Genomic DNA, 26,191 nt, shown 5'->3' with positions numbered 1-26,191 from the left:
CCGAAACCCGGCGCTTGCTGCAAGCGCCGGGTCTTTTATTTTTATACGGTGCCCCGCGAATGTTCAGACCGTTATCGATCTTCATCGGCACGCGCTATACCCGCGCCAAGCGCCGCAATCGCTTTGTTTCGTTCATCTCCATGACCTCGATGATCGGCCTCGCCCTGGGGGTGCTGGCGATGATCGTGGTGTTGTCGGTGATGAACGGCTTCCAGCGCGAAATGAGCTCGCGCATCCTCGGCATGGTGCCCCACGCCACCATTGTCGGCGTCAAGCCGATTGATGATTGGCAGCCGGTGGCCGCTGCGGCGCTGAAAAACCCCGAGGTGACTGCCGCCGTACCGTTCACCGAAATGGAAGGCATGCTCAGCCATAAAGGCGCGATGCAGCCGATCCAGATCAGCGGCATCGACCCGGCCCAGGAAGGCAAGGTGTCCATCGTCGCCCAGCATATTGTCCAGGGGCGACTCGATGCCTTGAAACCGGGCGAGTTTGGCGTGGTGATCGGTGAAATCACCGCCCGGCGCTTCCGGCTGAACGTCGGTGACAAACTGACCCTGATCGTGCCGGAAATCAGCACCGCGCCGGGTGGCATCACCCCGCGGATGCAGCGCTTGAATGTGGTCGGCGTATTCAAGGTGGGCGCCGAGCTGGACGGCTCCATGGCGCTGATCCACGTGGCCGACGCCGCGCAAATGCAGCATTGGCAGCCGAATCAGGTGCAAAGCGTGCGCCTGGCGGTCAAGGACCTGTACGCCGCGCCGCAAGTTTCCGCCGACATCGCCACGGGCCTCGGTACGGCCTACAAGGCCGACGACTGGACCCACACCCAGGGCAGCCTGTTCAGTGCCATGAAGATGGAAAAAACCATGATCGGCCTGCTGTTGTTGATGATTGTCGCGGTGGCGGCATTCAACATCATCGCGACCCTGATCATGGTGGTGAACGATAAGGGCGCAGATATCGCGATCCTGCGCACCATCGGCGCCACGCCCCGGCAGATCATGGCGATCTTCATGGTCCAGGGCACGGTGATTGGCGTGGTCGGCACGCTGATCGGCGGCGTGCTGGGGGTGATTGCGGCGCTGAACGTCAGTGATTTAGTGGGTTGGTTCGAAAGGGTCACTGGCCAGCATATTTTCAGTTCCGACGTGTATTTCGTCAGCAACCTGCCCTCGGAGCTTCAACGCGGTGATGTGGTGCTGATCTGCTCGGCCGGGTTCATCCTCAGCTTCCTCGCCACGGTTTACCCGGCCTGGCGTGCGGCGAAGGTCGAGCCGGCACAGGCGTTGCGGTATTCCTGAGACCCCGCAGCCAGTCTCCCCGTGGCGAGGGAGCTTGCTCCCGCTGGGCTGCGCAGCAGCCCCAAAAGTGGGGGGGCTTATGCAAATTGATGTGCGGGCTTTCAGATTTTTGGGAGCGCTTCGCGCTCCAACGGGAGCAAGCTCCCTCGCCACGGGGTTTGTGTCAGGGCTGGCCTGCCTTCGGCAACTCAATCAAAAACCGCGTCCAGCCATCGGCCGATTCGCAGCGGATCTGCCCGCCGTGGGCGCGGACGATGGAGCGGGTGATAGCCAGTCCCAACCCAGCGTGTTCACTGCTACCTTCTTGGCGGGCCGGGTCGGCGCGATAGAAGCGGTCGAACAAACGCGGCAGCAAGTCCGCTGAAATCCCGTCACCGCTGTTCTCCATATTCACCTGCACCTGCCCAACGTCCTCGACAATATGTACCCGTACTTCGCCACCGTTAGGCGTGAAGCGCAAAGCATTGTCCAGCAAGTTGGAAAGGGCTCGGCGCAACATGCTGCGGTCGCCCTCGATGCGGCCGTTGCCTTCACGGCTCAAGCGCACGTGGGCGTCTTCGGCCAGCGGGGCGAAAAACTCCAGCAGCAGATCCACTTCCTGAGCCAGTTCCAGCGGTTCGCGGCTGGGTGCCAGCAAGCCGTGGTCAGCCTTGGCCAGGTAGAGCATGTCGTTGACCAACTGCGCCATCCATTGCAGCTCTTCAAGGTTGCTGTGCAACGCTTCGCGATAATCCTCCAGCGAGCGTTCGCGGGTGAGGGTGACCTGGGTGTGGGTCAACAGGTTCGATAACGGGGTGCGCAGTTCATGGGCGATGTCGGCAGAGAACGCCGAGAGCCGCTGAAACGCATCATCGAGGCGTCGCAGCATGTCGTTGATGCTGTGGGCCAGTTCCGCCAGTTCGGCGGGCATGTGTTCTTCCGGCAGTCGGGCATTGAGCGAACGGGCTGAGACGCTGCCGGCGATGGTCCCCATGCGCCGCAACGGGCGCAAGCCGCGCCGGGCGGCCCAGGCGCCGAGCAGGGCGGTAGCCAGGGCCGAGAGGCCGACTGTCAACCAGATCAGGCGCTGCATGCGTTGCAGGAAGTGCTGGTGGTGGGTGATGTCCAGCAGCAGCGTCAGTTGCGGCGAGTCGGGGCGGTCGGGGTACAGCGGTGCATTCAATACCCGGTAGTCAGTGTCGGCATCGCTGAGGGTGGAGAGGCCGGGACGCTCCGGCAATTGCGCCGGAATCCGCAGCGAACTGTCGTACCAGCGCACGCCATCACTGCCTTTGATGCGCAAGGCCAAGTCGGCCTGGCGACTGAGTTCACTAGCCAGACGGCTTTGGGTTTGCTCGGCATCAAGCCCTTGCAGGGCGCGCCGCAGGTCGATCAGCTTGCCTTCGAGCAGTTGCTGATCCAGCTCGATGAAGTGCGCCTCGCTGCCACGGCTGAACAGCACGCCGGCAAACAGGGACACCACGGCGGTGCAGGCGGCGAACAGCAGCGCCAGCCGGCTGCTCAGCGACCAACGCCCCCTCACAGGCTGCGCTCTTCAAGCACATACCCCATGCCCCGCACGGTGTGGATCAGCTTGCTGGGGAAGTCATCGTCGATCTTGATTCGCAGGCGCCGTATCGCGACTTCGATGACGTTGGTGTCGCTGTCGAAATTCATATCCCAGACTTGGGAAGCAATCAGGGATTTGGGTAGGACCTCGCCCTGGCGACGCAGGAGCAGCTCCAGCAACGCGAACTCTTTGGCCGTCAGGTCGATGCGCCGGCCGCTACGTTCGACGCGGCGGCGGATCAGGTCCAGGCGCAGGTCTGCCAGTCGCAGGCTGGTTTCCTGGGGTGTCGAGCTACCCCGGCGCAACAGGCTGCGGACTCGTGCCAGTAGTTCGGAAAAGGCAAAGGGTTTGACCAGGTAATCGTCGGCGCCCAACTCCAGGCCATGCACGCGATCCTGAACCGCATCCCGCGCGGTGAGAAACAGCACCGGTGTATCCAGGCCGGCCCCGCGCACGGCCTGCAGAATTTGCCAGCCATCGCGGCCGGGTAGCATCACATCGAGGATCAGCAAGGCATATTCGCCGCTCAAGGCCAATTGCTGACCAGTAATGCCATCGGCCACCAGATCGGCGTTGAACCCCGCTTCGGTCAGGCCCTGGCGCAGGTATTGGCCGGTTTTGGTTTGGTCTTCGACGATCAGCAGTTTCATGGGCAGCTCAAGGCGTTGTTGGAACGAGGGCGTTATACCGCGTCGGGCGGGGCCGTGGCGCTACCTGACAAAGTTGTAATCGGGCCGTCAGCCGATTGGCAGGCGTACAGGGATAGAGTTCCCCCAAGCTCAATCCCACAGGAGTATGGACATGTTAATGGCAAACCGCTTGATCCTGGCCGCCTTTGCACTGGTGCTCAGTACGCCCACGTGGGCGTCACCGGGCCATTTCGATTTCGGCCAGCCTGCATCGGCGGCCAAGGCCACTCGCAGCATCGATGTGGTGATGGGGGACATGACGTTCGATCCCGGTGCGCTTGATATCAAGGCTGGGGAGACCGTTCGGTTCGTACTGATCAATAACGGTCAGTTGCTGCATGAGTTCAACCTGGGCAATGCCGCGATGCACGCCGAACATCAGCAGCAAATGCTCAAGATGCAACAGAGCGGACAGTTGACCCCGACCGCAATGAAGCCAGGCATGGCTCATGACGCGATGGGCCACGGGCAGGCCGGTATGCGCCACGAAGACCCCAACAGCGTGTTGGTGGAACCGGGCAAAACCGCCGAGTTGACCTGGACCTTCAACAAAGCCATGCGGCTGGAGTTCGCCTGTAATGTGCCCGGCCATTACCAGGCCGGTATGAAAGGCAAGCTGACAGTCAGTCAGTAAGCACTCAAAGGCTGGGGCAAAGGCTGATAGAATCGGCTGATTCTTCAGTCAGGTTTCCGTCATGCATCCCGCAGCCGAACATTCGCCGCTGGGCAAATCCAGCGAATACATCGCCACGTACACGCCGTCACTGCTGTTTCCGATCCCGCGCACCGCGAAATGGGCGGAACTGGGCCTGACGGCCGAGACCCTGCCATACAAGGGCGTGGATTTCTGGAACTGTTTCGAGCTGTCGTGGCTGCTGCCGTCCGGCAAGCCGGTGGTGGCCATTGGCGAATTCGCAATCGCGGCGGATTCACCGAACATCATCGAATCCAAATCTTTCAAGCTGTACCTCAACTCGCTGAACCAGACGCCCTTCGCTGATACCGCGAGCCTGGAAGCGACCCTGCGCCAGGACCTGTCGGCGGCCGCCGGTAAACCGGTGGGCGTGCGGATCCGCAGCCTGAAAGAGGTGGAAAGTGAAGGTGTCGTGGCGCTTCCCGGCGTATGCATCGATGACCTGGACATCAGCGTCGACTCCTACGCGCATCCGCGCCCGGAGCTGCTGCGTTGCGACGAGTCGCGCATCGTGGAGGAAAGTCTGCACAGTCATCTGCTCAAATCCAATTGCCCGGTCACCAGCCAGCCAGACTGGGGCAGCGTGGCGGTGCAATATCGCGGTGCGGCGCTGGACCCTGCCAGCCTGTTGGCCTACATCGTCAGCTTCCGCCAGCATTCGGATTTCCATGAGCAGTGCGTGGAGCGGATTTTTCTCGACTTGCAGCGATTGCTCAAACCGGAAAAATTGACGGTGTATGCGCGCTATGTGCGGCGCGGTGGGCTGGACATCAACCCGTATCGCAGTACCGAAGAGGTACAGCTGCCGAACCATCGCCTGGTCCGGCAATAGATATCCAATGTGGGAGCGAGCCTGCTCGCGATGAGGTTGGCACATCCGTCAGTGTTGTTGACTGACGCACCGCTATCGCGAGCAGGCTCGCTCCCACAGGGGGATTGCATTTCATATCGTGAAAACTGAAAAAGCCCCGCTGTTGATAGCGGGGCTTTTTTGCATCCGGCGGGTTCAGATTCCCATATTGCCCAAGGCTTGCACGATGTTGCGCAAAGTCCCGGCAATGGCGGGGTGATCCAGTTCGAAGCGTTCGACGGCCAGGTTCACGCCATCGACCAGGTCATTGTTCTGCAGCTTGTTATCCAGTTCGATCTCGGCTTCGAGCTGAATCATCAGTTGATGCAGATTCTCGCGTTCAGGCCCCGAAAGCGGCGGGTTCTGTTCCAATTGCTCGCGCAGTTCATCAAGTTGTTTCTGCAATTCGCGGGCAGGCATTGGCGTACTCCCTTTATTGATAGGCACAGCCATGGACCGCGACGGTGCGTCAAAAGTCCGTGGCTTGCCTTAAGAGTAATCCACCCTCGTGCACCCTGCATGATCTCGGTCAGGGCTTTTCACCTTTGAGCCGACGCAGGCTGATATCCGCCAGGCAGGTGTCGAGTTCACCCAGGTGATCGATCACCGAATGCACCCCCAGACCGAACAACTGCACGGTGGCCCTGGCGCGCTTGGTCTCGCGTTCCTGTTGGCTCAGGATCTGCCATTCGTTCGGCGCCAGGCCACACAGCGAGCCGCAGGACGCCAGCCCGATGGTCCACAAGCCGGCATTGAGCCCCGACTGCAACAAGCGAGGCTCGCCGCTGACCAGCACGCAACCGTCCAATTGCTGGACGTTCAACGCCATCAAGGCCTGCCAGCAGGCATGCGGGGCCGGCCACGGATAATTTGTTGCTGGAAGTTGCGGCGATTTGATCCACGCCGGTAACGAAGCTGCCAGGCTATGACTGACGGCGGGGGGCAGTTCGTCGAGCCAGGCGCAGGGAATCTCCTGAAGCTGCAGAAGGCGCAGGCTTTCGAGGGCGCCGGGGGTTGGCTGCGAATGCTCGGTTGGCACTGCTCCTGACTGTCGCGCCCTTGCCCCGAAATCCACCAGACAACCGCTCAAGCCAAACAGTACGGCGGTCAGGCTGGGAGCGGGCAAGGGCAGGGTTTCGGCGCGGGGCATGGGAACGTCCTTGAAATATCCCGCAGCCTAACGTGCCTCAATGACAGTCCAATGACAGTGAAATGAAGGCGCCGGGTGCGGAAAAATCCTACGAGCAGCTTCTCTTTCAGTGCTGTCTATCCAAGCGTTCCGCTTTATACTAGCCCCCTTACCGCCTGGGCTCGGCGCCCTTGCCTGAATAATCCAAGGAGTTTTCCCTATGCGCTGGAGCCATTGTCTAGCTCAGCTGTGTGTGTCTGCCTGCGTCCTGCTAGTCCCCTTCGCCGCCCAGGCCGCAACGGAAGACGATCCTTGGGAAAGCATCAACCGCCCGATCTTTACCTTCAACGACACCGTTGATACCTACGCGCTCAAGCCGCTGGCCCAGGGTTATCAGTACGTGACGCCGCAATTTCTCGAAGACGGCATCCACAACATGTTCCGCAACATCGGCGACGTGGGCAATCTGGCCAACAATGTATTGCAGGCCAAGCCGGCTGCTGCAGGGGTCGACACGGCGCGGTTGATCTTCAACACCACCTTCGGCCTGTTGGGGTTCTTCGACGTGGGTACCCGGATGGGTCTGCAACGCAGTGATGAAGATTTCGGCCAGACCCTGGGTTACTGGGGCGTGGGCAGTGGCCCGTACGTCATGCTGCCATTGCTGGGGCCAAGCACCCTGCGTGACGCGCCGGCCAAGTTCGTCGATAACTACGCGGCCCCCTATCGTTACATCGACAACGTCTCGGTGCGTAACTCAATCTTCGGCCTCAACATCGTGGATACCCGCGCCAGTCTGTTGTCCGCCGAAAAATTGGTGAGTGGCGACAAGTACGTGTTTATCCGCAACGCCTTCCTGCAAAACCGTGAATTCAAGGTCAAGGATGGCCAGGTCGAAGATGATTTTTAACTTCGCCCGGTAACCCCAGGAAGGCGGCCTCAGGGCCGCCTTCTTTGTTTTGAGGCACTGTTTAAGCAGGGATCCAACCTTCCATTGAGTTACGCTTCGCCCGGTTCTTATAACTCTCTGTACTTTGACAAACCAAGACGGCGAGCGGCTATCTGCATGAGCTTGAAACGCCCCGCGGATGGGAGTACCGTCTGCGCCTTAGAAGGGCACCTCTGATGTAACTGTGTGTAGGACAAGGACCTGCGTGCGGTGCGACAGAGAGGCTAGAAAGCGAATCCAGTAGCCAGCGCCAGGCCCAGTTGCCCAGCCCGCTACGCCAACCTAATTCTGGCGCCGTTTGCCCACATGCCAAAAACCAGTGCCACGCTGCTGATAATCGATGATGACGAAGTGGTGCGAGCCAGCCTCGCAGCCTACTTGGAAGACAGTGGTTTCAGCGTCCTGCAGGCCAGCAACGGTCAACAGGGTCTTCAGGTATTCGAGCAAGACAAGCCCGACCTGGTCATCTGCGACCTGCGCATGCCGCAGATGGGCGGACTCGAACTCATTCGCCAGGTCACCGAGCTTTCCTCGCAGACCCCGGTCATCGTGGTTTCGGGCGCGGGCGTGATGAATGACGCGGTCGAGGCGTTGCGCCTGGGCGCGGCCGATTACCTGATCAAGCCCCTTGAAGACCTGGCCGTGCTTGAGCACTCGGTGCGCCGGGCCCTGGACCGTTCACGCCTGTTGGTGGAGAACCAGCGTTATCGCGAAAAGCTGGAAACCGCCAACCGCGAGCTGGAAGCCAGCCTGAACCTGTTGCAGGAAGACCAGAACGCCGGCCGCCAAGTGCAGATGAACATGTTGCCGGTCAGTCCCTGGACCGTCGACGATTTCCGGTTTGCCCACCAGATCATCCCGTCTTTGTATCTGTCGGGGGATTTTGTCGACTATTTCCGGGTCGATGAACGTCGAGTGGCGTTCTACCTGGCGGACGTTTCCGGCCATGGCGCGTCGTCAGCGTTCGTGACGGTCCTATTGAAGTTCATGACCACGCGCCTGCTGTTCGAATCCAAGCGCAACGGCACGTTGCCTGAGTTCAAGCCTTCAGAAGTCCTTGGTCATATCAACCGGGGCCTGATCAGTTGTAAGCTGGGCAAACACGTCACGATGGTCGGTGGAGTCATCGACGAGGAGACGGGTTTGTTGACCTATAGCATCGGCGGTCATCTGCCGTTGCCTGTGTTGTATACGCCAGACAGTGTTCGTTACCTGGAAGGGCGCGGTTTGCCGGTGGGTCTGTTCAACGAGGCCACCTACGAAGACCACGTGCTGGAACTGCCATCGACCTTCAGCCTGACGCTGATGTCTGATGGCATTCTGGACCTTTTGTCAGAACCTACACTCAAAGAGAAAGAAGCGGCCTTGCCTGAACGGGTAAGCGCAGCGGGCGGCAGCCTGGAAGGCTTGCGTCAAGTGTTTGGATTAGCCACGCTAGGGGAGATGCCGGATGATATCGCCCTGTTAGTGTTGAGCAGGAATCTTTGATGAGTACCGGTAGAATCCAGTTCGCCGAGCAGGACGGCACCTTTGTCCTGAAGTTTGTCGGTGAAGTGCGCCTGACCCTCTGTTCGGCGCTGGATGCGACTATTGAGCGGATCTTCACCGCGTTGAACTTCAACGCCATCGTGATCGACCTGACCGAAACCCGCAGCATCGACAGCACCACCCTGGGCCTGCTGGCCAAGCTGTCGATCCTGTCGCGGCAAAAGGTCGGCCTGCTGCCGACCGTGGTCACCACCCACAACGACATCACCCGGTTGCTGCAATCGATGGGCTTCGACCAGGTATTCAATATTGTCGGCGATCCCGTGCCATGCCCTGAGTGCCTGGACGATCTACCCGATCAGGATCAATCGGAAGAGGAAGTGCGGATCAAGGTGCTCGAAGCCCATAAGATCCTCATGGGGCTGAACGATTCCAATCGTGAAGCGTTCCATGACCTGGTGAGTGCGCTGGAGCGGCCCTGATTCATAGGTTTGCGTCGACTGAGCGGGCCTCATCGCGAGCAGGCTCGCTCCCACAATGGATCGATGGTGTTCTTCGATTTTGTGCTCAGAACCCAACCCCCCTGTGGGAGCGGGCTTGCTCGCGAAGGGGCCGGTAGATTCTGCATCGATGCAAGCTGACCCACCGCCTTCGCGAGCAAGCCCGCTCCCATAGGGGGATTTGGGCAGATTCGGATATCGTGGTCGATGGGTGACCTTGTGGGAGCGAGCCTGCTCGCGATGACGCCCGGCCAGCAAGCCACCATCCCAAGCCTATAAAAAAGGGCGAACCCATCAAGGTTCGCCCTTTTGCATCACCTTCGAATTACCTCAAAGCTTGGCTTGCAGCAACGCCTCAAGCTTCTCCTGGTCCCGCGCGAACTGACGAATGCCTTCAGCCAGTTTCTCAGTCGCCATGGCGTCCTCGTTGGACAACCAGCGGAACTGCGCTTCATTGAGACTCAAGCGCGCTTCGCCGGCTTGCCCAGGCGCCAGTTTACGTTCCAGCTTGCCTTCGTCGGCGGCCAGTTTCTCCAGCAGTTCCGGGCTGACCGTCAATCGGTCGCAGCCGGCCAATTGCTCGATCTGGTTGAGGTTGCGGAAGCTGGCGCCCATGACCACGGTTTTGTAGTCATTGGCCTTGTAGTAGTTGTAGATGCGCGTCACCGACTGCACGCCCGGATCATCGGCACCGGTGTAGTCGTTGCCGTTGGCCTTCTTGTACCAGTCGTAGATGCGGCCGACAAAAGGCGAAATCAGGAACACGCCGGCATCGGCACAGGCCGCGGCCTGGGCGAAGGAGAACAGCAGCGTCAGGTTGCACTGGATGCCTTCACGCTCCAGCTGCTCGGCGGCGCGAATACCTTCCCAGGTGGACGCGATCTTGATCAGCACGCGATCGCGGCCAACACCGGCCTTTTCGTACAGGTCGATCAGGCGATGCGCACGTTTCAACATGGCTTCGGTATCGAACGACAGGCGCGCATCCACTTCAGTGGAAATGCGCCCCGGAATCACCTTGAGAATTTCTTGCCCGACCGCCACGCCGAAGCGGTCGCTGGCCAGGCCCACATCGCCCTTGCAATCCGCCACACAAGCGTTCAGCAGCTCGGCGTAGCCTTGAATGGCCGAGGCCTTGAGCAGCAGGGAAGGGTTGGTGGTGGCATCCACGGGTTTAACGCGGGCGATGGCTTCGAAGTCGCCGGTATCGGCCACTACGGTAGTGAATTGTTTGAGTTGTTCCAGCTTGGAAGTCATGAGCGTGCTCTGTCCTATGGGTCTGTTGACATTACCCGAGGGCCGGCAGCCACTCAAGGGCGTGAAGGAGGATCAATGGCCCCAGCGGCAACAACCTGAAAACGGCTGTTTGAAAGGCCGGGGTGGGTATCGATAGATACGATGCCAAAACAGGACTCAGGTTCAAAGCAAGTGACGGTCAGCGGCCTTCCAGCATGCCCGCCGCCTGATCCAGCAACGCCAGCGGGTCCTTGGTTTTGTGGATATCCACCGACAACAACTGCCGAAACCGCCGTGCCCCCGGAAACCCGGTGCCCAGCCCCAGCACGTGGCGGGTGATGTGATGCATCGCCCCACCGGCGGCCAGATGATTGGCGATGTAAGGTCGCAACTGCGCCAACGCCTCGGCGCGGGTGATGACAGGCGCGCTGCTGCCAAACAGTTGTTGATCCACCTCGGCCAGCAGATACGGGTTGTGATACGCCTCGCGCCCCAGCATCACGCCATCGAATGTCTGCAAATGCTCATGGCAGGCTTCCAGCGTCTTGATCCCGCCGTTAAGCACAATTTCCAACTCCGGGAAATCCGCTTTCAACCGCGCCGCCACGTCATAGCGCAGCGGCGGAATGTCACGATTCTCCTTGGGCGACAGCCCCTCCAGAATCGCAATCCGCGCATGCACGGTAAAACTCGTACACCCGGCGTCACGCACCGTCCCGACGAACTCACACAACTGCTCGTAACTGTCCCGCCCGTTGATCCCGATCCGATGCTTGACCGTCACCGGAATCGACACCGCATCACGCATCGCCTTCACACAATCAGCCACCAGCGCGGGATGCCCCATCAGGCATGCGCCGATCATGTTGTTCTGCACACGATCGCTTGGGCAGCCGACGTTGAGATTGACCTCATCATAGCCATGCGCCTGAGCCATCCGAGCGCACGCGGCCAAATCAGCCGGGACACTGCCACCGAGCTGAAGCGCCAGGGGATGCTCGGCTTCATGGTGGCGCAGGAAGCGCTCGTGATCACCGTTGAGCAACGCGCCCGTGGTGACCATCTCGGTGTAGAGCAGGGCGTGTTTGGAGAGGATGCGTAGGAAGAACCTGCAGTGGGGGTCAGTCCAATCCATCATCGGCGCCACGCTGAAGCGGCGGGAGAGTGATTGGGGGGCGGCTGTGATTAAGGGCATTGGGGAATCTGAATGGGTAGGGCAGAGGCGGGGAGTTTATCAGGAATGGGATAGGGTAAGGCTGGCGGGGCTAGATTGGTGAGAGAGTTGAATCTCCCGGCTGGGTCAGAGATTCCCGGTTTTGGTCGGGAATCTTAGGGCGCTGGTTGCTGTGTTGGGATTGCATGCCGTCGCAGGGGCGGTAAATAAATCCCCTTTTTTCCTCTTATCCGCCCGCGTGGTCGTTGCCACCGTGCGCGGCGATGAACATGGTGACGGCCGCCCGGCAATAGGATTCGATTTCGTTGTCGTCCTCTGCTCTTACCTCATCGAAGCGCGCGATCATCAGGAGATCGGATCCTTTGAAAAGCGCGGCAAACAAGCGGGCGGACTGGAGAGGATCGGGCACGTTCAGAACCGCCTTCGCGTGCAACTGACGCAACAGTGCCTCGATCTGGGCAATGACATAGGCGGGGCCGGCTTCGTATTGGCGCTTGCTTAACGACTTTTGATTCGTCTTGTCGGCCATGATCATGGCTTCGACACTGCGCACGTCGGGGCTCAACAACGTGCGAAGCAGGGATGTTCCCACCGCCATGAGCTGATCTGCCGCCGAACCGCCGACGCCTTCAATAAGGGCCTGCGGTGCAAACTGATGACAGTGGGCCGCAATGGCCGCACTGAACAGCGCCTCCTTGTTCTCGAAGTGCCGATAGATGCTTAGCTTGGATATCTTCGCCCGCTGGGCGACCTTGTCCATTGTCGTCGCTTGAAAACCCAATTCCACAAAAAGTTCGCCTGCGGCGTCGACTATCGTTTGGCCAAGCGCCTCGTTGGCGGGCCGGCCGCGCCGGGCCTGGCTGTTTTCGGTCATAAAAAATTCCAGTACTTGACAGTATTCTAATTCGTGAATTATGGTACTTCAAAGTATCTAAAAGATACAAGCCTATCTCCTCATCCATACACGGAGCCCATCACCATGAATGACGTCATCATCATCGGCGGCAGCTTTGCCGGGCTTGCCGCCGCGCTGCAGCTTGGCCGTGCCCGTCGAAAGGTCACCGTTCTCGATACCGGCCTGCCGCGCAATCGCTTCGCCGACCACTCGCATGGACTGCTCGGCCACGACCACCAGCCACCGCTGGAGATCCTGGCCGAGGCGCGGCAGCAGCTGGCGCGCTATCCTACGATCAGGCTGGTCGCTGCCCGGGCCGAGAGCGTCTCCGGCGCCATCGACGATTTTTCCGTCCTCACGGGTGAGGGCGAAACCCTCAGGGCGCGCCGCCTGATCCTGAGCTATGGCGTCGCCGACCAGATGCCTGAAGTTCCCGGCTTTGCCGAAGGCTGGGGCTCCTCAATCGTGCCTTGCCCCTATTGCGACGGCTTTGAAGTTGCCGGCCGGCATTGGGGTCTCGTCTGGTCCGGCCCAATGTCGCACAACTACGTCAGGCTGTACCACGATTGGACTGACACGTTGACGGTCTTCGCCAATGGTCACGACATTTCACCCGACATTCGGGCCGATCTGGCGCGCCGTGGCATCCCTGTCGTCGATGGCCGGGTCACCGAAATCGACCATGACGAGAGCCATAACGCCACCGTCAGGCTCGACGCCGGCCCCTCTGTCGCGGTCGACATCCTGTTTGCGCATCCGCGCAACAAGCCGTCCGCACGCCTGCATGAATCGCTGGGTCTCGCCACGGTCGATACGCCCCAGGGCATCGTCCTCAAGGTCGACGAGCGCCGCGAAACCAGCGTGCCCGGCATCTACGCCGCCGGCGACCTCGCCAACCCCGGAATGCCCTCGGTTACCACGGCATCATGGCAAGGCGCGACGGCGGGCATCTCCGCCCAGCAGTCGATGCTGGTTTGAGGGCACTTCGGTTGTCGCAGGCTTCTAAAGGTCGCTTCGAAGCAGCATTGATCACGCCGGTTTCAACTTCATACTAGACGGGAGCACCCACCATGGCCGACCAAAAGCCGCAAGACCGTAAATTCAAACCGCTAGACGATAAATTCCCGCTTGAGCGCCAGCTCGGCATCGCGGCCGCGCCAGTCGTGCTCATTAACCTCTTCACGCTCGATTACGCCGACGAAGCGGGCTTCCTGGATGCTTTCAAGGCGGCTGCCGAGATCATAACGAAGCAACCGGGCTTCATTTCCATGCAACTGCATCGAGCGATCGGCGATAGCCCGACTTACCTGAACTATGTGGTGTGGGAATCCACCGAGACGGTCCGCGCCGGCCTCACCCATCCTGAGTTCGTCGCGAAGCTTTCGGCCTATCCATCATCCGTCGTAGGCAGCCCGCACCTGTTCCAGAAGGTCGCCGTCCCCGGCTTTTGCACGGCCTGAAGAGCGAATCAAAACGAGGAGATGTCATGACAGAGCAAAATGCCTATCAGGTCGCCGACTGGAATGGCCAAAGCGGAGAGTACTGGGCCGCCAACCAGGCCCGGCTCGACGCCATGTTTGCGGTGTTCGGCCAGGCCGCGATAGAAGCCGCCGCACCCGCGACGGGGGAGTGCGTGCTGGACGTCGGCTGCGGCGCGGGTGCGTCGAGTCTGGCCCTGGCCGCCCGCGTCGGCGCGGGCGGCCATGTACTGGGCGTGGACATATCCGAACCGCTGATCGGTCGAGCGCGGGCCCTTGCGCCACAGGATACGCCGGCCCAGTTCCGGGTAGCGGACGCCAGCAGCGCCGAGCTGCCAGAGGGCGCATTCGACATCCTGTTCTCCCGTTTCGGGGTGATGTTCTTCGACGATCCGACAGGGGCGTTCGCCCATATGCGTCGCGCGCTCCGGCCGGGCGGGCGGGTCGCTTTCGTCTGCTGGCGCGGCGTGACCGAGAACGATTGGGTGCGCCTGCCGATGGGCGCGATCAAGGGCATTGTCCCGCCGACCGCACCGCCCGATCCCGAAGCGCCCGGCCCATTCTCGTTCGGCGACCGGGGACGCGTGACACGTATCCTGACAGCGGCCGGCTTCAGCGATATCGCTATCGCGCCCTTCGATGCTTCCATCCCGTTCGGCGAGGGCGGGACGCGGGACGCGGCGATCGACGACGCGGTGAAGATGGCGTTCGAAGGCGGCCCATTGTCGCTTGTGCTCGCTAGTCAGCCCGACGACATCCGTGCCCGCGCCTGGGCCGCGGTTCGTGCCGCCTTCGCGAGCCTCCCCGGCGAGCGGTCGGTGATGATCGACGGCGCGGCGTGGATCGTCATGGCACGCAATCCGGCAAGCTGACAAGGATTAACAGTGGAGACGCCCCTGCTCGGTGGAGCGGGGCGTCTTTGGCCGGTCAGATTGATGTCCTTTCTTGCTTGGTCATCCGTTCCTCGGCAAAAGCGGCCACTCACGAATGTCTTTACTCTTATTCCACGAATTATCTGATCGATACCGAGCACGGCGTCATCGATGGATTGGAGCGACAAGCATTACAGCGTAGCCATCTGCATGGCGAGGATCGTATGCGCCAATCGGTTGGACCCAAGTTAAATAAACCTATCCCCTCTGTTTGGTGGCTGTCTGGCTAGAGCCTCGCCCCATAGTCGGGTAGGGTTGCTTGAGCCCTCTCCCGATACGAAACAAGGATGAAATCATGACGATGACCGCTCTTCGCTCTCGTTTGGCCGTCAGTCTCGGCCTGAGCCTGGCCCTCGGTGCCTTCGCCCCCGTTGCTTTCGCGCAGCCCCATCAACAAGTCCTGAGCGACGCCGAACAGTACAAGGGCGAAGCCCTGAAACTGCTGGAACGGCTGGTCAACATCGACTCAGGCTCCGGGTATGTGCCGGGGTTGAACCAGGTCGGTGACATTGCCATCGATGAATTGCAGAAGTTGGGCGCCACCATCGAAAAGGTGCCCAGCTCGGACGGCACCCAGCACATCCTGGCGACCTTCAAGGGCTCCGGTAAGGCGAAAATTCTGCTGATGGCCCACATGGACACGGTGTTCAAGGAAGGCTCGGCCGCCGAGCGTCCGTTCCATATCAAGGACGGCCGGGCCTACGGGCCGGGGGTGATGGATGACAAGGGTGGGATCGTCGCTGGGATCTATGCGTTGAAGGTGCTCAAGAACCTGGACTTCAAGAACTACGCGCAAATCACCTTCCTGCTCGACGCCAGCGAAGAAACCGGCTCGGACGTTGCCACCGACCTGATCAAGAAAACCGCCAAGGCCCATGACGTGACTCTCAACCTTGAACCGGGTCGTCCGGCCGATGGTTTGGTGGTCTGGCGCAAGGGCAGTGCCACGGCGCTGGTGGAGGTCAAGGGCAAGGCGTCCCATGCCGGTGTCGCGCCGGAGCTGGGGCGCAATGCGGCGATGGAAGCCGCGCACCAGATCCTGCAACTGGGCAAGCTGGGCGACGCGGAAAAGAAAACCACCATCAACTTCACGGTGCTCCAGGCCGGCGACCGGACCAACGTGATTCCCGACCAGGCCAGCGCCAAGGCCGATGTGCGGGCAGCGGTACCGGAAGAGTTCGACCGCATCGAAAAAGACCTGGCGCGCGTGTCGCAAGACAAACTGATCGCCGACACTGAAGTCACCACTAGCCTCAAGCGCGGCCTGCCGCCGATGCCGCAGACGGCGGAGTCGGACCGTTTGATGGCCATGGCCCAGGGCATCTATGGCGAATTGGGGCGCAAACTCACCGAAGAGGGCAGCGGTGGCGCGGCGGATGCCAGCCTGTCGGCTGGGGTGGGCACGCCGACGCTGGATGGCTTCGGCATTGTCGGCGGCAACATTCATACGCCTGAGGAATACGCGGAGGTTGAGAGTGTGGTGCCAAGGATTTATCTGTTGTCGCGGATGATCATGGAGTTGGCGGGGCGGTAAAGCGCTGCCGGTTCTTTAAGGGCACACAGGCTTTTGTGGCGAAGAACCTTGCTCCCGCTCGGCTGCGCCTGTAGGAGCTGTCGAGTGCAACGAGGCTGCGATCTTTGTCCAGACACTTGAGTCTCAAGGGAAAGATCAAAAGATCGCAGGCTTCGCCAGCTCCTACAGCACCCAGCGGGTTTGGGTGGTGAGCTTGTTAGCGCGGATCGACGTTATCCAGCGCCCGGTTCGCCAGCAAACCGCCCAGTTCGATCAGTTGCTGAATGCCCAGGGCGACGTGGCGCCGGGAGCCTTCCAGATCGAAGGCCAGGTCGCTGACCATGGCATTGGCCGAGGCCAGGGTTTCGCTGAGGTTGGCGAGCAGGGCTTCGGTGTCGATGCCGTTGACGACGGTGAAGACTTGGTTTGGAGCAGACTCGGGCTTGGTTGATTTGGGTTTCAGGTAGAAATCGAGGGCGCGGTCGGCGGCTTGGTCGAATTTTTTGGTGTTGGGGGTGGTTGGATCGGTGTCTGGCGGATTAGGTGTTGGTTTGAACATGGATGAAACTCCTTGGTTAATGGAGCCGCAACCTTTTGCTACCAAACATTAGGTGGCGGCTATACGCAGGTTGGTAGACCGGGTACCAAGGCAAACCCAGCGCGCCACAAGGGCGCCCCGCGCACAGCCGCCATAACAAACCTGCCGACGAAAGTTGTCAGCGGCGTGTATCTGCCGGAGCTGTGCGCCTTAGTTTTACCCGGGCTACCAAACCCGATCGCTGATTCATCAGCGACCGGAAAACGATAAAGCCCGACCCCAAGGCGCACAAGCCGGCGGATTCTGGCGTAGTTGTAGGCAACGGCGCAAGACGAGGCAGGCAGGTCCTACGTCGAGGCTGACGGGATAAACATTTGGCCTTCCTGTGTCAGTAAACCCAAACCTCCACCCGCCGATTCCTGACCCGGCCTTCATCCTCGCTGTTGGCCGCCACCGGCATCAGGGCGCCGAAGCCGCGTATTTCGCGTAGCGCCACGCCGTGTTTGACCAATTCGCGCCGCACCGCCATGGCCCGCAACCGCGACAGCAGGTCGGCGCGCGCCGGGTCGTCCTTGGCGTCGCCAAACCCGACTAGCGTTACTCGGCGGTCGAGCTTGTCGTGCTGCTTTATATAGGCGAGCACGCGCCCCAGGTCCTGCTGGGCCTTGTTGTCGAGGCTGGCGCTGCCTTCTTCGAAGCGGAAGTTGACCGACAACCGTTGCGCGTGGCGGCTCAGGGCTTGATAACCCTCAGGCATCAGGGCATTGGGGGTGACGGCCATCGCCTGCACGGTTTGGGCGATGAAGCCGTTGGCCGCGACGATGGCCTGGCCCTTTTCGCTTTGGGTGAAATCAGCCAGGGCCTTGGCCCACGGGTTTGTTTCTTGCGGTGGCAGGTAAAAGAACAGCCGGCGGGACAACGGGTAGTCTTCGGTGGCGATCAGGTGGGTCAGCGGCAGCATGGGCTGGGAGTCGCCGTCGACAATCGCCAGCGCCTTGGCCTGGCGTACGTAGGGCAAACCGATGAAACCGATGCCTTGTGGGTCCTGGCTGACCGCGTCGGAAAGCTGCTCGCTGGATTCGAAGCGCTGGGCAGAAGCGGCCAGGCGTTTGCCTTGTCGGTTGAGCACCAGTTCCTTGAAGGTGTCGTAGGTGCCGGACTGCTCATCCCGCGCGTAAAGATGAATCGGGCCGCCGGCGCCACCCAGCGCTTCCCAGGAGTTGACCTCGCCGCTGAAGATCTTCGCCAGTTGCCGGGTGTCGAGCTGGCGCAGCGGGTTTTGTGGATGAAGAATGATCGCCAGGCCATCGATGGCGATGACTTGTTCGGCGTCGGGATGTTTCAGGTCGCCCAGATGGGCCAGTTCCTTGAGTTCGCTGTCCTTGATCGGCCGCGAAGAGGCCGCCAGTTCGGCGCTGGCGTGCTTGAGGGCGGAAAACCCGGTGCTGGAACCATGGGCGGCAATGTCGATTTCCACCCGCCGACCATCGGCGGCCTGGCCGACGATACGCTGTTCGTTCTCGCGGTCGGTGATTTCGGTGCGGACTTTGAGCAGCCCTTGATCCGCCATTAGCGCCTTGACCAGCGCCGGCCCCAGCGTAGCGCCGATGGTGTTCGAGCCTTGTAGGCGCAGCGCGGGGCCGTGTTCGGGAATCGGCAGGCCGCTGGCCCATGCCGCGAGCGGCAGCCAGAGGGCCATGAAAAAAACAACGCGCAGCCGCATGCCGACACCTTTTGAACCTGAGGACGTGCCGGAAGATTAAGTCAGTCAGGTTACTGAAAAGTGACAGGCGTGCGACTTGTTAGCCGCAGTTCGCCGCAGATCCCTTGTGGGAGCGAGCCTGCTCGCGATGGCGGTGAATCTGCCACATTGATTTTGAATGTGCCGCCGTCATCGCGAGCAGGCTCGCTCCCACAGGGTTTGTGGGTATGCCCTGGATTTAGCTCAACTGCAGCCAGATCGGCGCATGGTCTGAAGGTTTTTCCATGCCGCGCAGCTCATAATCCACGCCGGCATCTTTCACCCGTGGCAGCAGGCCATGGGAGGTGAGGATCAGGTCGATGCGCAGGCCACGCTTGGGCTCGTCTTCGAAACCGCGGCTGCGGTAGTCGAACCAGCTGAAGCGGTCGGTGACGTCCGGGTTCAGGTGGCGGAAGCTGTCCACCAGGCCCCAGTTTTTCAGGCGTGCCATCCACTCGCGTTCTTCCGGCAGGAAGCTGCATTTGCCGGTTTTCAGCCAGCGCTTCATGTTGTCCGGGCCGATGCCGATGTCGCAGTCTTCCGGGGAAATATTCACGTCGCCCATGACCACCACGGGCTGGTCATTGCTGAAGCGGCTTTCCAGCAGTTGCTGCAGGTCGTTGTAGAAACGCTCCTTGGCCGGGAACTTGGTGGGGTGATCGCGGCTTTCGCCTTGGGGGAAATAACCGTTCATGATCGTGACCGGCACGCCGTTGGCATCGGCGAAGGTGCCCCAGATGAAACGCCGCTGGGCGTCTTCATCGTCGCCCTCGAAGCCTTTGTGCAGCGTCAGCGGGGCCTGGCGCGAGAGGAGGGCGACGCCGTAGTGACCCTTCTGCCCATGGTAATGCACGTGATAACCCAGGGCCTGCACCTCGGCCAGGGGGAATTGCTCGTCGTGGACCTTGGTTTCCTGCAGGCCGATCACGTCCGGCTGATGCTTCTCGATCAGCGCCGCCAGCTGATGGGGGCGGGCGCGCAGCCCGTTGATGTTGAAGGAGACGATCTTCATGGTCGGCTGTCCTGGCAAAACTGCGATGCTAGCTGACATGTAGGAGCACGGCCAGCGTGGCAGTAGGACAAATGCGCTGCTAATGTCCTGTGCATGTAGGAACGATCACAGCCTAATCGGGTTCGTACTCAATAAGAGCGGGGCCTCACCGAGCCTCGCCCAGGAGATTGACCGTCATGCCAGAAACCTCCACCGCCATCGCCGACATTCATATGCTCGACCGCGGTTATTCGCGCGAAGCCCGTTCATTGCTCTACCAGGCTTACCGGCATGAACCGACTTTCAGCTTTCTCTTTGAGTCTGAGCGCCCCGGTTATGAACATCGGGTGCGGGCCACGGTGCGCGAATTGGTCAAACAGCACTTTCTCCAGGATTTGCCGGCCATCGGCCTGCTGGTCAACGACCGCCTGATCGGCATCGCCCTGATTGCTCCACCGCAGCGCCGCCTGGGTATCACTGAAAGCTGGGCCTGGCGCCTGCGCATGGTGTTGAGCACCGGCTTTCGCTGCACCCGGCGTTACCTGGACTACCACGCCGCAGTGACGGCCTGCCTGCCGTCGGATTCTGTCCATGTATTGCCACTGCTGGGGGTGCATCCGCAGTTTCAAGGCCAACATTTCGGCGAACAGTTACTGGCGGCGGTGCATAACTGGTGTGCGGTGGACGAAAACTCCCAAGGCGTGGTGCTAGACACCGGCAACCCCCGTTACCTGGAGTTCTATAAACGTCAGGGTTACGAGGAAATTGGCGAGATTGCGGTAGGACCTGTCCGCGAACATGTGTTCTTTCACGCCAACCCGCAGGTATTGCACAGCGCAACGGCGTAATCCGCGGAAACTTTTGAGACATGTCCGGCTCTATCAGGCTTCCAAGCCCGTGATAGCATCCGCGCCATGAATTTCCCAGGACGAATGACCAGTGGTGCGCTCTTGCTGTCGATCAGCTGCGCGGCGCTGGCACAAAGTGAATTGGCTGTACGGGTCAAGCCGTCCAACGACCAGCTCAAGGCTAACGTAGAAGGCTATATTGGCGGCGTGGGCGATCGTGACGAAGAGGCCTTGCTGCGCTTCAGTCGGGGTGCCGAGGAGCAGGCGCGTAAAGCCGCCCAGGCGTTGGGCTACTACCAACCGCAGATCGACAGCGAGGTCGAGGGCGGCAAGACCCCGCGCCTGATCCTGACCATCGATCCCGGCGAGCCCGTGCACCTGCGCAATGTCACCGTGCGCATCGATGGCCCGGCCGCTTCCCTCAAGGCTTTTCGCGTACCCGACAACGCCGCGCTCAAACCCGGCGCGGTGCTTAATCATGGGCGCTATGAAGACGCCAAGCGGATGATCCAGAACCAGGCCTCGCGCTACGGATTTTTCAGCGGACGATTTGTCAGCCAGAAGCTGTTGGTGGACCCCCAGGCCGGCGTCGCCGACATCGAGCTGGTCTACGACAGCGGCCCGCGCTATGCCCTGGGCCTCGTGCACTTCGAAGGCGACACCCCACTGGACGAAGACCTGCTGCAACGCATGGTGCCGTTCAAGGCGGGCGAGGCGTACGACTCGGAACTCATCGCAGAACTCAATCAGGCCCTGCAATCGAGCGGCTATTTCGAAGGCGTTCGGGTGGACGCGGCACCCACTGCCGCCACCGATAATGTGATCCCGGTGGCGGTCAAGCTCGACACCCGCAAGCCGCGCACCATGGGCCTGGGCCTGGGGTTCTCCACCGACGTCGGCCCACGGGCCAAGGCCAACTGGACGCGCCACTGGGTCAATCCCCAGGGCCACAGTTATGGCTGGGAAGCCGAAGTGTCGGCGCCCCGGCAGAACGTTGGCCTGTGGTACGACGTCCCCCTGGACCCGCCCTTGACCGACAAGATGCGCTACGCCGGTGGTTATCAATATGAAGAGCTGTCCGGCACCGATAGCCTCAGCAAGCTGCTGACCGTGGGCCCCGAATGGCACAGCAAGTTGCCCAGTGGCTGGCAGCGGGTGGTGTCGCTCAAGTGGCAGCGAGAGGAGTATCGGCTCGGCGACGACTCGGGACTGAGCACCTTGCTGATGCCGGGCGTGAGCTATTCCTACCTGCGCAGTGACAACCGCATCGATCCGCGCAACGGCTATCGCATTCAGTTCGACACCAAGGTCGCCAAGGAAGGGCTTGGCTCGGACAACAACCTTTTATATGGCACGGCCATGGTCAAGGGCCTGACCACCGTGTTCGACAAGCATCGCCTGCTGGCCCGTGCCCAGGTCGGTGGCAGCGCCACCAACGGCTACAAATCCATTCCGCCATCGCTGCGCTTCTTCGCCGGTGGCGACCAGAGCGTGCGCGGTTACGATTATCAGAGCCTGTCACCGGAAAACTCCGAAGGTGATCGCATCGGTGGGCGCTACATGGTCGCCGGCAGTCTCGAGTATCAGTATTCGATTGCGCAAAAATGGCGGTTGGCGACCTTCGTCGACCAGGGCAACTCCTTCAATAGCCTTGAGCTGCCGAGCCTCAAGACGGGCGTTGGCGTCGGTGTGCGCTGGGTGTCGCCGGTGGGGCCGATCCGCCTCGACCTCGCCCACGCGCTGGACGACGACGGCGGCATTCGCTTGCACTTTTCCATGGGGCCCGAGTTGTGAATCGTGGTTTGAAAATAGCCCTGCTGGCGTTCAGCACGTTACTGCTGGTGGCCTTGCTGACCCTGAGCGTCGTGCTCGGCACACCATGGGGCAGCCGTTGGGCGCTGGGCGTTGTGCCGGGTTTGAGTACGGATAATTTCCAGGGACGGTTGGGCGGCCAGTGGAGTGCCGACCACCTGGTGTGGCAGCAGGACAGCAGCCGAGTGGAACTCGATCAGGTGATCTTCGCCTGGTCGCCGCTGTGCCTGGCGCGCATGACCCTGTGCATCGATCAGCTCAAGGCCGATAAGGTCAGCCTGCAATTTCCTCCGTCCGCTGACGAGCCGAGCAGCGGTCCGATCACCTTGCCGGACCTGAACTTGCCGCTGGCCCTCGAACTGGGCGACGTGCAGGTCGGCAGCCTGTCGTTCAATGGCAGCGAACAGCTCAAGGGCTTGCAACTGGCCGCGCATTGGACCGCCCAGGGTCTGCAGATCGACTCGGTGCAGTTGCAGCGCGACGAGCTGAGCCTGAAGTTGTCCGGGGTGCTGCAACCCGGTGGCGACTGGCCGCTGAAGGCCGAGGGCCGGCTGACCTTGCCGGCGCCGGGCGCTACACCGTGGGCGCTGGACCTGAAGATCGATGGCAATCTGCTGAAAACCCTCAGCTTCAATGCCGACAGCAGCGGTTATCTGCAAGGCCGATTGGTCGGTGAGCTGCAACCGCTGGCGGACAACCTGCCGGCCAAGGTACGCATCACCGCCGACGGCTTCAGGGCCAGCGCCGATCTGCCGGATACCCTGATGCTCAATCAGCTGGAGTTGACCGGCGAGGGCGATCTGAGCAGCGGCTACCAGTTGCTTGGCAAGGCCACATTGCCCGCCGAAAAAGGCCCGGTGGCATTGCTGCTGCAAGGCAAAGTGGACGCCAACGGTGCGCAGATCGCCGGCTTGGACCTCAACGCCAGTGATCAGCAATACCTCAAGCTCACCGGCCAGTTGGACTGGCGCGAAGGCCTGAGCGCCGAGGCGAAAATCGCCTGGCTGGACTTCCCCTGGCATCGCCTCTATCCGCTGATCGACGAGCCGCAAGTGGCGCTGCGCAGTTTCAACGGTGAAGTGTCGTATACCGATGGCAGATACCTGGGCAATTTCCAGGCAGCGCTGGACGGTCCCGCCGGAGCGTTCAGCCTGGACAGCCCGTTCAGCGGCGACCTGACGACCCTCCATTTGCCGCAACTCAAACTCGCCGCCGGGCAGGGCAAAGCCGAAGGCCATCTGACCCTGGAGTTTGCCGACGGCATCGCCTGGGACACGGCGCTGGATCTGTCGGCCATCAACCCGGCGTACTGGCTGGGCGAGCTGCCTGGCACTCTGGCCGGGCCGTTGCGCAGCACAGGCTCGATGAAAAACGACCGCCTTGAGCTTGATGCGGACCTGGACCTCAAAGGCAAATTGCGCGGCCAACCGGCACTGTTCCAGGCCAAGGCCAACGGTGCTGGCGAGCAGTGGAACCTCAGCGCGCTGGACATTCGCCTGGGTGACAACCGCATCAACGGTACGGGCAGCCTGCAAGAAAAACTCAGCGGTCAGATCGATATCAAACTCTCGCGCCTAGCCCAGCTCTGGCCGCAACTGCGCGGCCAGGTGAGCGGTCGCTTCAATGTGGCCGGGACACTCAAGGCCCCCCAAGGCAAGCTCGACCTGCAAGGCACGCAACTGGCGTTGCAGGATAACCGCCTGCAAAGCCTGAACCTGGACGCGACCCTCGACAGCGCGCAGCGGGGCAAGGTTGACCTCAAGGCCAGCGGTATTCGGGCGAGTGACACCTCGCTCGGTGTCCTGACGGTGAGCGGGCAGGGCGACATCAGGCAGCAAAAACTCACCCTCGACCTGCAAGGGCCACAGCTTGAAACGACCCTGGCGCTCGATGGCATGCTCGACCAAGGCAACTGGCGCGGGCGTCTCAGCACTGGCAATGTGCAGGCCGGCGGCCAAGCCTGGCGCCTGCAAGCCCCGGCGAAGCTGGAGCGCCTGGCCAACGGCACGCTCAACCTGGGGGCCCATTGCTGGCGTTCCGGTCAGGCCAGCCTGTGTGGTGAGGATCAGCGCCTGATGCCGGAGCCGAAGCTGCGTTATCACCTCAAGCAATTCCCCATCGAAAGCCTGGCCCAGTGGATGCCCAAGGATTTTGCCTGGCAGGGCCGGCTCAATGCCGACCTGCAACTGGACCTGCCGGCCAGCGGCCCGAACGGACGCATCCTGGTGGACGCCAGCGGCGGTACTTTGCGGATCCGGGACAAAGACCGCGACGATGGGCAATGGCTGGACTTCCCTTACCAGACCTTGACCCTAGACAGTCGCCTGACGCCCAAGCGGATCGACACCCACCTGAATTTCGTCGGGGCCAAGCTGGGCGAATTGATGCTCCAGGCGCAGATCAACCCGTTGCCGGCCAGCAAACCGCTGAGCGGCTCGTTCCGCCTGAGCGGCCTGGACTTGTCCGTGGCCCGCCCATTTCTGCCGATGGTGGAAACCTTTACCGGGCACCTGAATGGCAGCGGCACGCTCTCGGGTGGTTTGTTGGCGCCTCAGGTCAACGGCAACCTGTTGATCAGCGATGGCGAAGTGTCCGGCCCGGAACTGCCGGTCAGCCTCGAAGACTTGCAGATGCGCGCCACGATTGCCGGTGACACGGTGCGTCTGAACGGTGACTGGAAAAGCGGCAAGGACGGACGGGGCAGCCTGACCGGGGACATTGGCTGGGGCGAAGCCCTGAGCCTGAACCTGGCGCTCAAGGGTTCGCAATTGCCGGTCACCGTCGAACCTTACGCGGTGCTGGAGGTGGCGCCGGACCTGACCATCACGATGCAGGGCGAGCGGCTTTCCATCGCCGGTAAGGTCCTGGTGCCCAAAGGCGAAATCACCGTGCGCGAACTGCCGCCGTCTACCGTCAAGGTGTCGGATGACACGGTGATCGTCGGCCACCAGACCGAGGAGGGCAAGGCACCGATGGCCATGGCGATGGACATCGATGTGATCGTGGGCCAGGAAAAGCTCGCGTTTTCAGGCTTTGGCCTGACGGCCAACGTACAAGGCCAGGTGCACATCGGCGACAACATGGACACCCGGGGCGAGCTCTGGCTCAACGACGGTCGCTACCGGGCCTATGGGCAACGGCTGACGGTGCGTCGGGCGCGGCTGCTGTTCGCCGGGCCCATCGACCAGCCTTACCTGGATATCGAAGCGATTCGCCAGACCGATGATGTGATCGCCGGTATTCGTTTGAGCGGCAGCGCCGAGCAGCCGACCACGCAAATCTTCTCTGAGCCGGCCATGAGCCAGGAGCAGGCGTTGTCTTATCTGGTACTCGGCCGGCCGCTGAGCACCACCGGCGAGGACAACAACATGCTCGCCCAGGCGGCACTGGGCTTGGGGTTGATGGGCAGTGCGGGAGTTACCACCAGTCTTGCCAACACTTTGGGGATTGAAGATTTCCAGCTCGACACCCAGGGCAGCGGCGATGCCACCAGCGTCGTGGCCAGCGGCAATCTGACGGAAAAACTCAGCCTGCGTTACGGCGTTGGCGTGTTCGAACCGGCCAACACCATCGCCCTGCGCTACAAGCTCAGCAAACGGGTTTACCTGGAAGCCGCCAGCGGCGTCGCCAGCTCCCTGGATATCTTCTACAAGCGCGATTTCTAAGCCTCCCCCCCATCATCTGTGGGAGCGGGCTTGCTCGCGAAAGCGGTGTGTCAGACGACTTTGATTTGACTGACACACCGCTTTCGCGAGCAAGCCCGCTCCCACATTTTTATCTGCGTTTGTCGGGTTATGCATAGCACGCTAACTATTTGTTTGACATTTGCTGCCTAGGCAGTAACATCTCGACATACATTCACTGCCTAGGCAGTAAAAGGT

At 61.2% G+C, this 26,191-nt stretch carries 23 protein-coding genes; 13 read left to right on the top strand and 10 right to left on the bottom strand.

Translation table 11 applies throughout. The annotated features are described in order from the left end of the window. Positions 1-59: 59 nt before the first annotated feature. On the top strand, positions 60-1,304 hold the full coding sequence (locus BMY45_RS26320) for a lipoprotein-releasing ABC transporter permease subunit (RefSeq protein WP_092403231.1): 1,245 nt from the start codon (positions 60-62) through the stop codon (positions 1,302-1,304). Between the two features lie 163 nt (positions 1,305-1,467). On the opposite strand, the gene BMY45_RS26315 is transcribed toward BMY45_RS26320, so the two are convergent. Both BMY45_RS26315 and BMY45_RS26310 read right to left on the bottom strand, forming a co-directional pair. Then, complete coding sequence (locus tag BMY45_RS26315) at positions 1,468-2,826, bottom strand: heavy metal sensor histidine kinase (RefSeq protein WP_092403229.1); 1,359 nt, start codon at positions 2,824-2,826, stop codon at positions 1,468-1,470. After that, complete coding sequence (locus tag BMY45_RS26310; protein ID WP_092403227.1) at positions 2,823-3,503, bottom strand: heavy metal response regulator transcription factor; 681 nt, start codon at positions 3,501-3,503, stop codon at positions 2,823-2,825. Before BMY45_RS26310 ends, BMY45_RS26315 begins: the two co-directional genes overlap by 4 nt. Positions 3,504-3,654: 151 nt before the next feature. Between BMY45_RS26310 and BMY45_RS26305 the strand changes: the two genes are divergently transcribed. Both BMY45_RS26305 and queF read left to right on the top strand, forming a co-directional pair. Then, complete coding sequence (locus BMY45_RS26305; protein ID WP_092403225.1) at positions 3,655-4,176, top strand: copper-resistant cuproprotein CopI; 522 nt, start codon at positions 3,655-3,657, stop codon at positions 4,174-4,176. 61 nt (positions 4,177-4,237) lie between these two features. Next, positions 4,238-5,068, top strand: a complete 831-nt coding sequence (gene queF, locus BMY45_RS26300) for an NADPH-dependent 7-cyano-7-deazaguanine reductase QueF (protein ID WP_092403223.1) — start codon at positions 4,238-4,240, stop codon at positions 5,066-5,068. Positions 5,069-5,242: 174 nt separating this feature from the next. On the opposite strand, the gene BMY45_RS26295 is transcribed toward queF, so the two are convergent. Beyond that, entirely contained in the window at positions 5,243-5,506 is a 264-nt protein-coding gene (locus BMY45_RS26295; RefSeq protein ID WP_092403221.1) for a DUF4404 family protein, read from the bottom strand. Positions 5,507-5,615: 109 nt separating this feature from the next. Beyond that, positions 5,616-6,236, bottom strand: coding sequence for an HAD superfamily inactivated hydrolase PcrP (locus BMY45_RS26290; RefSeq protein ID WP_092403219.1), 621 nt, complete (start codon positions 6,234-6,236; stop codon positions 5,616-5,618). A 199-nt stretch (positions 6,237-6,435) separates the two neighbouring features. On the opposite strand from BMY45_RS26290, the gene BMY45_RS26285 reads away from it, so the two are divergent. The 3 genes from BMY45_RS26285 to rssC all read left to right on the top strand — a co-directional run bounded on the left by BMY45_RS26285 (position 6,436) and on the right by rssC (position 9,134). After that, the gene (locus BMY45_RS26285; RefSeq protein WP_092403217.1) at positions 6,436-7,125 is read left to right on the top strand and encodes an MlaA family lipoprotein; all 690 of its coding nucleotides are present in this window, start codon (positions 6,436-6,438) and stop codon (positions 7,123-7,125) included. Between the two features lie 345 nt (positions 7,126-7,470). Beyond that, complete coding sequence (gene rssB, locus BMY45_RS26280; protein ID WP_092403215.1) at positions 7,471-8,652, top strand: two-component system response regulator RssB; 1,182 nt, start codon at positions 7,471-7,473, stop codon at positions 8,650-8,652. Then, positions 8,652-9,134: an anti-sigma factor antagonist RssC gene (gene rssC, locus BMY45_RS26275; RefSeq protein ID WP_047227232.1), complete on the top strand. Its 483-nt coding sequence runs from the start codon at positions 8,652-8,654 to the stop codon at positions 9,132-9,134. Before rssB ends, rssC begins: the two co-directional genes overlap by 1 nt. A gap of 348 nt (positions 9,135-9,482) precedes the next feature. Here rssC and tal read toward each other — a convergent pair whose 3' ends face one another. The 3 genes from tal to BMY45_RS26260 form a co-directional block, all read right to left on the bottom strand. Continuing rightward, positions 9,483-10,409 carry a transaldolase gene (tal, locus tag BMY45_RS26270; protein WP_092403213.1) on the bottom strand — a complete coding sequence of 309 codons (927 nt, stop codon included), beginning with the start codon at positions 10,407-10,409 and terminating at the stop codon, positions 9,483-9,485. A 178-nt stretch (positions 10,410-10,587) separates the two neighbouring features. Next, complete coding sequence (dusA, locus tag BMY45_RS26265) at positions 10,588-11,583, bottom strand: tRNA dihydrouridine(20/20a) synthase DusA (protein WP_092403211.1); 996 nt, start codon at positions 11,581-11,583, stop codon at positions 10,588-10,590. A 205-nt stretch (positions 11,584-11,788) separates the two neighbouring features. Continuing rightward, a complete protein-coding gene (locus BMY45_RS26260) occupies positions 11,789-12,436 on the bottom strand; it encodes a TetR/AcrR family transcriptional regulator (RefSeq protein WP_092403209.1) in 648 nt (215 codons plus the stop codon). Positions 12,437-12,541: 105 nt separating this feature from the next. Here BMY45_RS26260 and BMY45_RS26255 point away from each other — a divergent pair, with 105 nt between their 5' ends. From BMY45_RS26255 to BMY45_RS26240, 4 genes are all read left to right on the top strand, one after another. Beyond that, complete coding sequence (locus tag BMY45_RS26255; RefSeq protein WP_092403207.1) at positions 12,542-13,435, top strand: NAD(P)/FAD-dependent oxidoreductase; 894 nt, start codon at positions 12,542-12,544, stop codon at positions 13,433-13,435. A gap of 92 nt (positions 13,436-13,527) precedes the next feature. Beyond that, entirely contained in the window at positions 13,528-13,917 is a 390-nt protein-coding gene (locus BMY45_RS26250) for an antibiotic biosynthesis monooxygenase family protein (protein WP_054984084.1), read from the top strand. Positions 13,918-13,943: 26 nt separating this feature from the next. Further along, positions 13,944-14,807 (top strand): class I SAM-dependent methyltransferase, encoded by an 864-nt coding sequence (locus BMY45_RS26245; protein WP_092403205.1) that lies wholly within the window; start codon positions 13,944-13,946, stop codon positions 14,805-14,807. A gap of 355 nt (positions 14,808-15,162) precedes the next feature. After that, positions 15,163-16,401, top strand: coding sequence for a M20/M25/M40 family metallo-hydrolase (locus BMY45_RS26240; protein ID WP_092403203.1), 1,239 nt, complete (start codon positions 15,163-15,165; stop codon positions 16,399-16,401). 196 nt (positions 16,402-16,597) lie between these two features. On the opposite strand, the gene BMY45_RS26235 is transcribed toward BMY45_RS26240, so the two are convergent. The 3 genes from BMY45_RS26235 to xthA all read right to left on the bottom strand — a co-directional run bounded on the left by BMY45_RS26235 (position 16,598) and on the right by xthA (position 19,671). After that, on the bottom strand, positions 16,598-16,939 hold the full coding sequence (locus BMY45_RS26235) for a DUF6124 family protein (protein ID WP_092403202.1): 342 nt from the start codon (positions 16,937-16,939) through the stop codon (positions 16,598-16,600). Positions 16,940-17,306: 367 nt separating this feature from the next. Next, complete coding sequence (locus BMY45_RS26230) at positions 17,307-18,641, bottom strand: substrate-binding domain-containing protein (protein WP_092403200.1); 1,335 nt, start codon at positions 18,639-18,641, stop codon at positions 17,307-17,309. A gap of 217 nt (positions 18,642-18,858) precedes the next feature. Further along, complete coding sequence (gene xthA, locus BMY45_RS26225) at positions 18,859-19,671, bottom strand: exodeoxyribonuclease III (protein WP_092403198.1); 813 nt, start codon at positions 19,669-19,671, stop codon at positions 18,859-18,861. A 176-nt stretch (positions 19,672-19,847) separates the two neighbouring features. On the opposite strand from xthA, the gene BMY45_RS26220 reads away from it, so the two are divergent. From BMY45_RS26220 to BMY45_RS26210, 3 genes are all read left to right on the top strand, one after another. Then, positions 19,848-20,498 (top strand): GNAT family N-acetyltransferase, encoded by a 651-nt coding sequence (locus BMY45_RS26220; protein WP_092403196.1) that lies wholly within the window; start codon positions 19,848-19,850, stop codon positions 20,496-20,498. Positions 20,499-20,564: 66 nt separating this feature from the next. Further along, positions 20,565-22,292 (top strand): autotransporter assembly complex protein TamA, encoded by a 1,728-nt coding sequence (locus BMY45_RS26215; protein ID WP_092403194.1) that lies wholly within the window; start codon positions 20,565-20,567, stop codon positions 22,290-22,292. Then, the gene (locus tag BMY45_RS26210; RefSeq protein WP_092403192.1) at positions 22,289-25,975 is read left to right on the top strand and encodes a translocation/assembly module TamB domain-containing protein; all 3,687 of its coding nucleotides are present in this window, start codon (positions 22,289-22,291) and stop codon (positions 25,973-25,975) included. Before BMY45_RS26215 ends, BMY45_RS26210 begins: the two co-directional genes overlap by 4 nt. The last annotated feature ends 216 nt before the right edge of the window (positions 25,976-26,191 follow it).

It is taken from the genome of Pseudomonas sp. NFACC39-1, from assembly GCF_900110355.1.
In the GTDB taxonomy this organism is placed as follows: Bacteria; Pseudomonadota; Gammaproteobacteria; order Pseudomonadales; family Pseudomonadaceae; genus Aquipseudomonas; species Aquipseudomonas tehranensis.
Note: the sequence above shows the minus strand (reverse complement) of the source record. Positions and strands in the feature narration are given on the sequence as shown.

Coding starts and splice junctions, on each gene's coding strand:
- dusA (WP_092403211.1), bottom strand. CDS start 11,583: ATGCCCTTAATCACAGCCGCCCCCCAATCACTCTCCCGCCGCTTCAGC.
- BMY45_RS26220 (WP_092403196.1), top strand. CDS start 19,848: ATGCCAGAAACCTCCACCGCCATCGCCGACATTCATATGCTCGACCGC.
- BMY45_RS26245 (WP_092403205.1), top strand. CDS start 13,944: ATGACAGAGCAAAATGCCTATCAGGTCGCCGACTGGAATGGCCAAAGC.
- queF (WP_092403223.1), top strand. CDS start 4,238: ATGCATCCCGCAGCCGAACATTCGCCGCTGGGCAAATCCAGCGAATAC.
- BMY45_RS26310 (WP_092403227.1), bottom strand. CDS start 3,503: ATGAAACTGCTGATCGTCGAAGACCAAACCAAAACCGGCCAATACCTG.
- xthA (WP_092403198.1), bottom strand. CDS start 19,671: ATGAAGATCGTCTCCTTCAACATCAACGGGCTGCGCGCCCGCCCCCAT.
- BMY45_RS26285 (WP_092403217.1), top strand. CDS start 6,436: ATGCGCTGGAGCCATTGTCTAGCTCAGCTGTGTGTGTCTGCCTGCGTC.
- BMY45_RS26240 (WP_092403203.1), top strand. CDS start 15,163: ATGACGATGACCGCTCTTCGCTCTCGTTTGGCCGTCAGTCTCGGCCTG.
- BMY45_RS26235 (WP_092403202.1), bottom strand. CDS start 16,939: ATGTTCAAACCAACACCTAATCCGCCAGACACCGATCCAACCACCCCC.
- BMY45_RS26290 (WP_092403219.1), bottom strand. CDS start 6,236: ATGCCCCGCGCCGAAACCCTGCCCTTGCCCGCTCCCAGCCTGACCGCC.
- BMY45_RS26305 (WP_092403225.1), top strand. CDS start 3,655: ATGTTAATGGCAAACCGCTTGATCCTGGCCGCCTTTGCACTGGTGCTC.
- rssC (WP_047227232.1), top strand. CDS start 8,652: ATGAGTACCGGTAGAATCCAGTTCGCCGAGCAGGACGGCACCTTTGTC.
- BMY45_RS26230 (WP_092403200.1), bottom strand. CDS start 18,641: ATGCGGCTGCGCGTTGTTTTTTTCATGGCCCTCTGGCTGCCGCTCGCG.
- tal (WP_092403213.1), bottom strand. CDS start 10,409: ATGACTTCCAAGCTGGAACAACTCAAACAATTCACTACCGTAGTGGCC.
- BMY45_RS26320 (WP_092403231.1), top strand. CDS start 60: ATGTTCAGACCGTTATCGATCTTCATCGGCACGCGCTATACCCGCGCC.
- BMY45_RS26215 (WP_092403194.1), top strand. CDS start 20,565: ATGAATTTCCCAGGACGAATGACCAGTGGTGCGCTCTTGCTGTCGATC.
- BMY45_RS26260 (WP_092403209.1), bottom strand. CDS start 12,436: ATGACCGAAAACAGCCAGGCCCGGCGCGGCCGGCCCGCCAACGAGGCG.
- BMY45_RS26250 (WP_054984084.1), top strand. CDS start 13,528: ATGGCCGACCAAAAGCCGCAAGACCGTAAATTCAAACCGCTAGACGAT.
- BMY45_RS26255 (WP_092403207.1), top strand. CDS start 12,542: ATGAATGACGTCATCATCATCGGCGGCAGCTTTGCCGGGCTTGCCGCC.
- BMY45_RS26295 (WP_092403221.1), bottom strand. CDS start 5,506: ATGCCTGCCCGCGAATTGCAGAAACAACTTGATGAACTGCGCGAGCAA.
- rssB (WP_092403215.1), top strand. CDS start 7,471: ATGCCAAAAACCAGTGCCACGCTGCTGATAATCGATGATGACGAAGTG.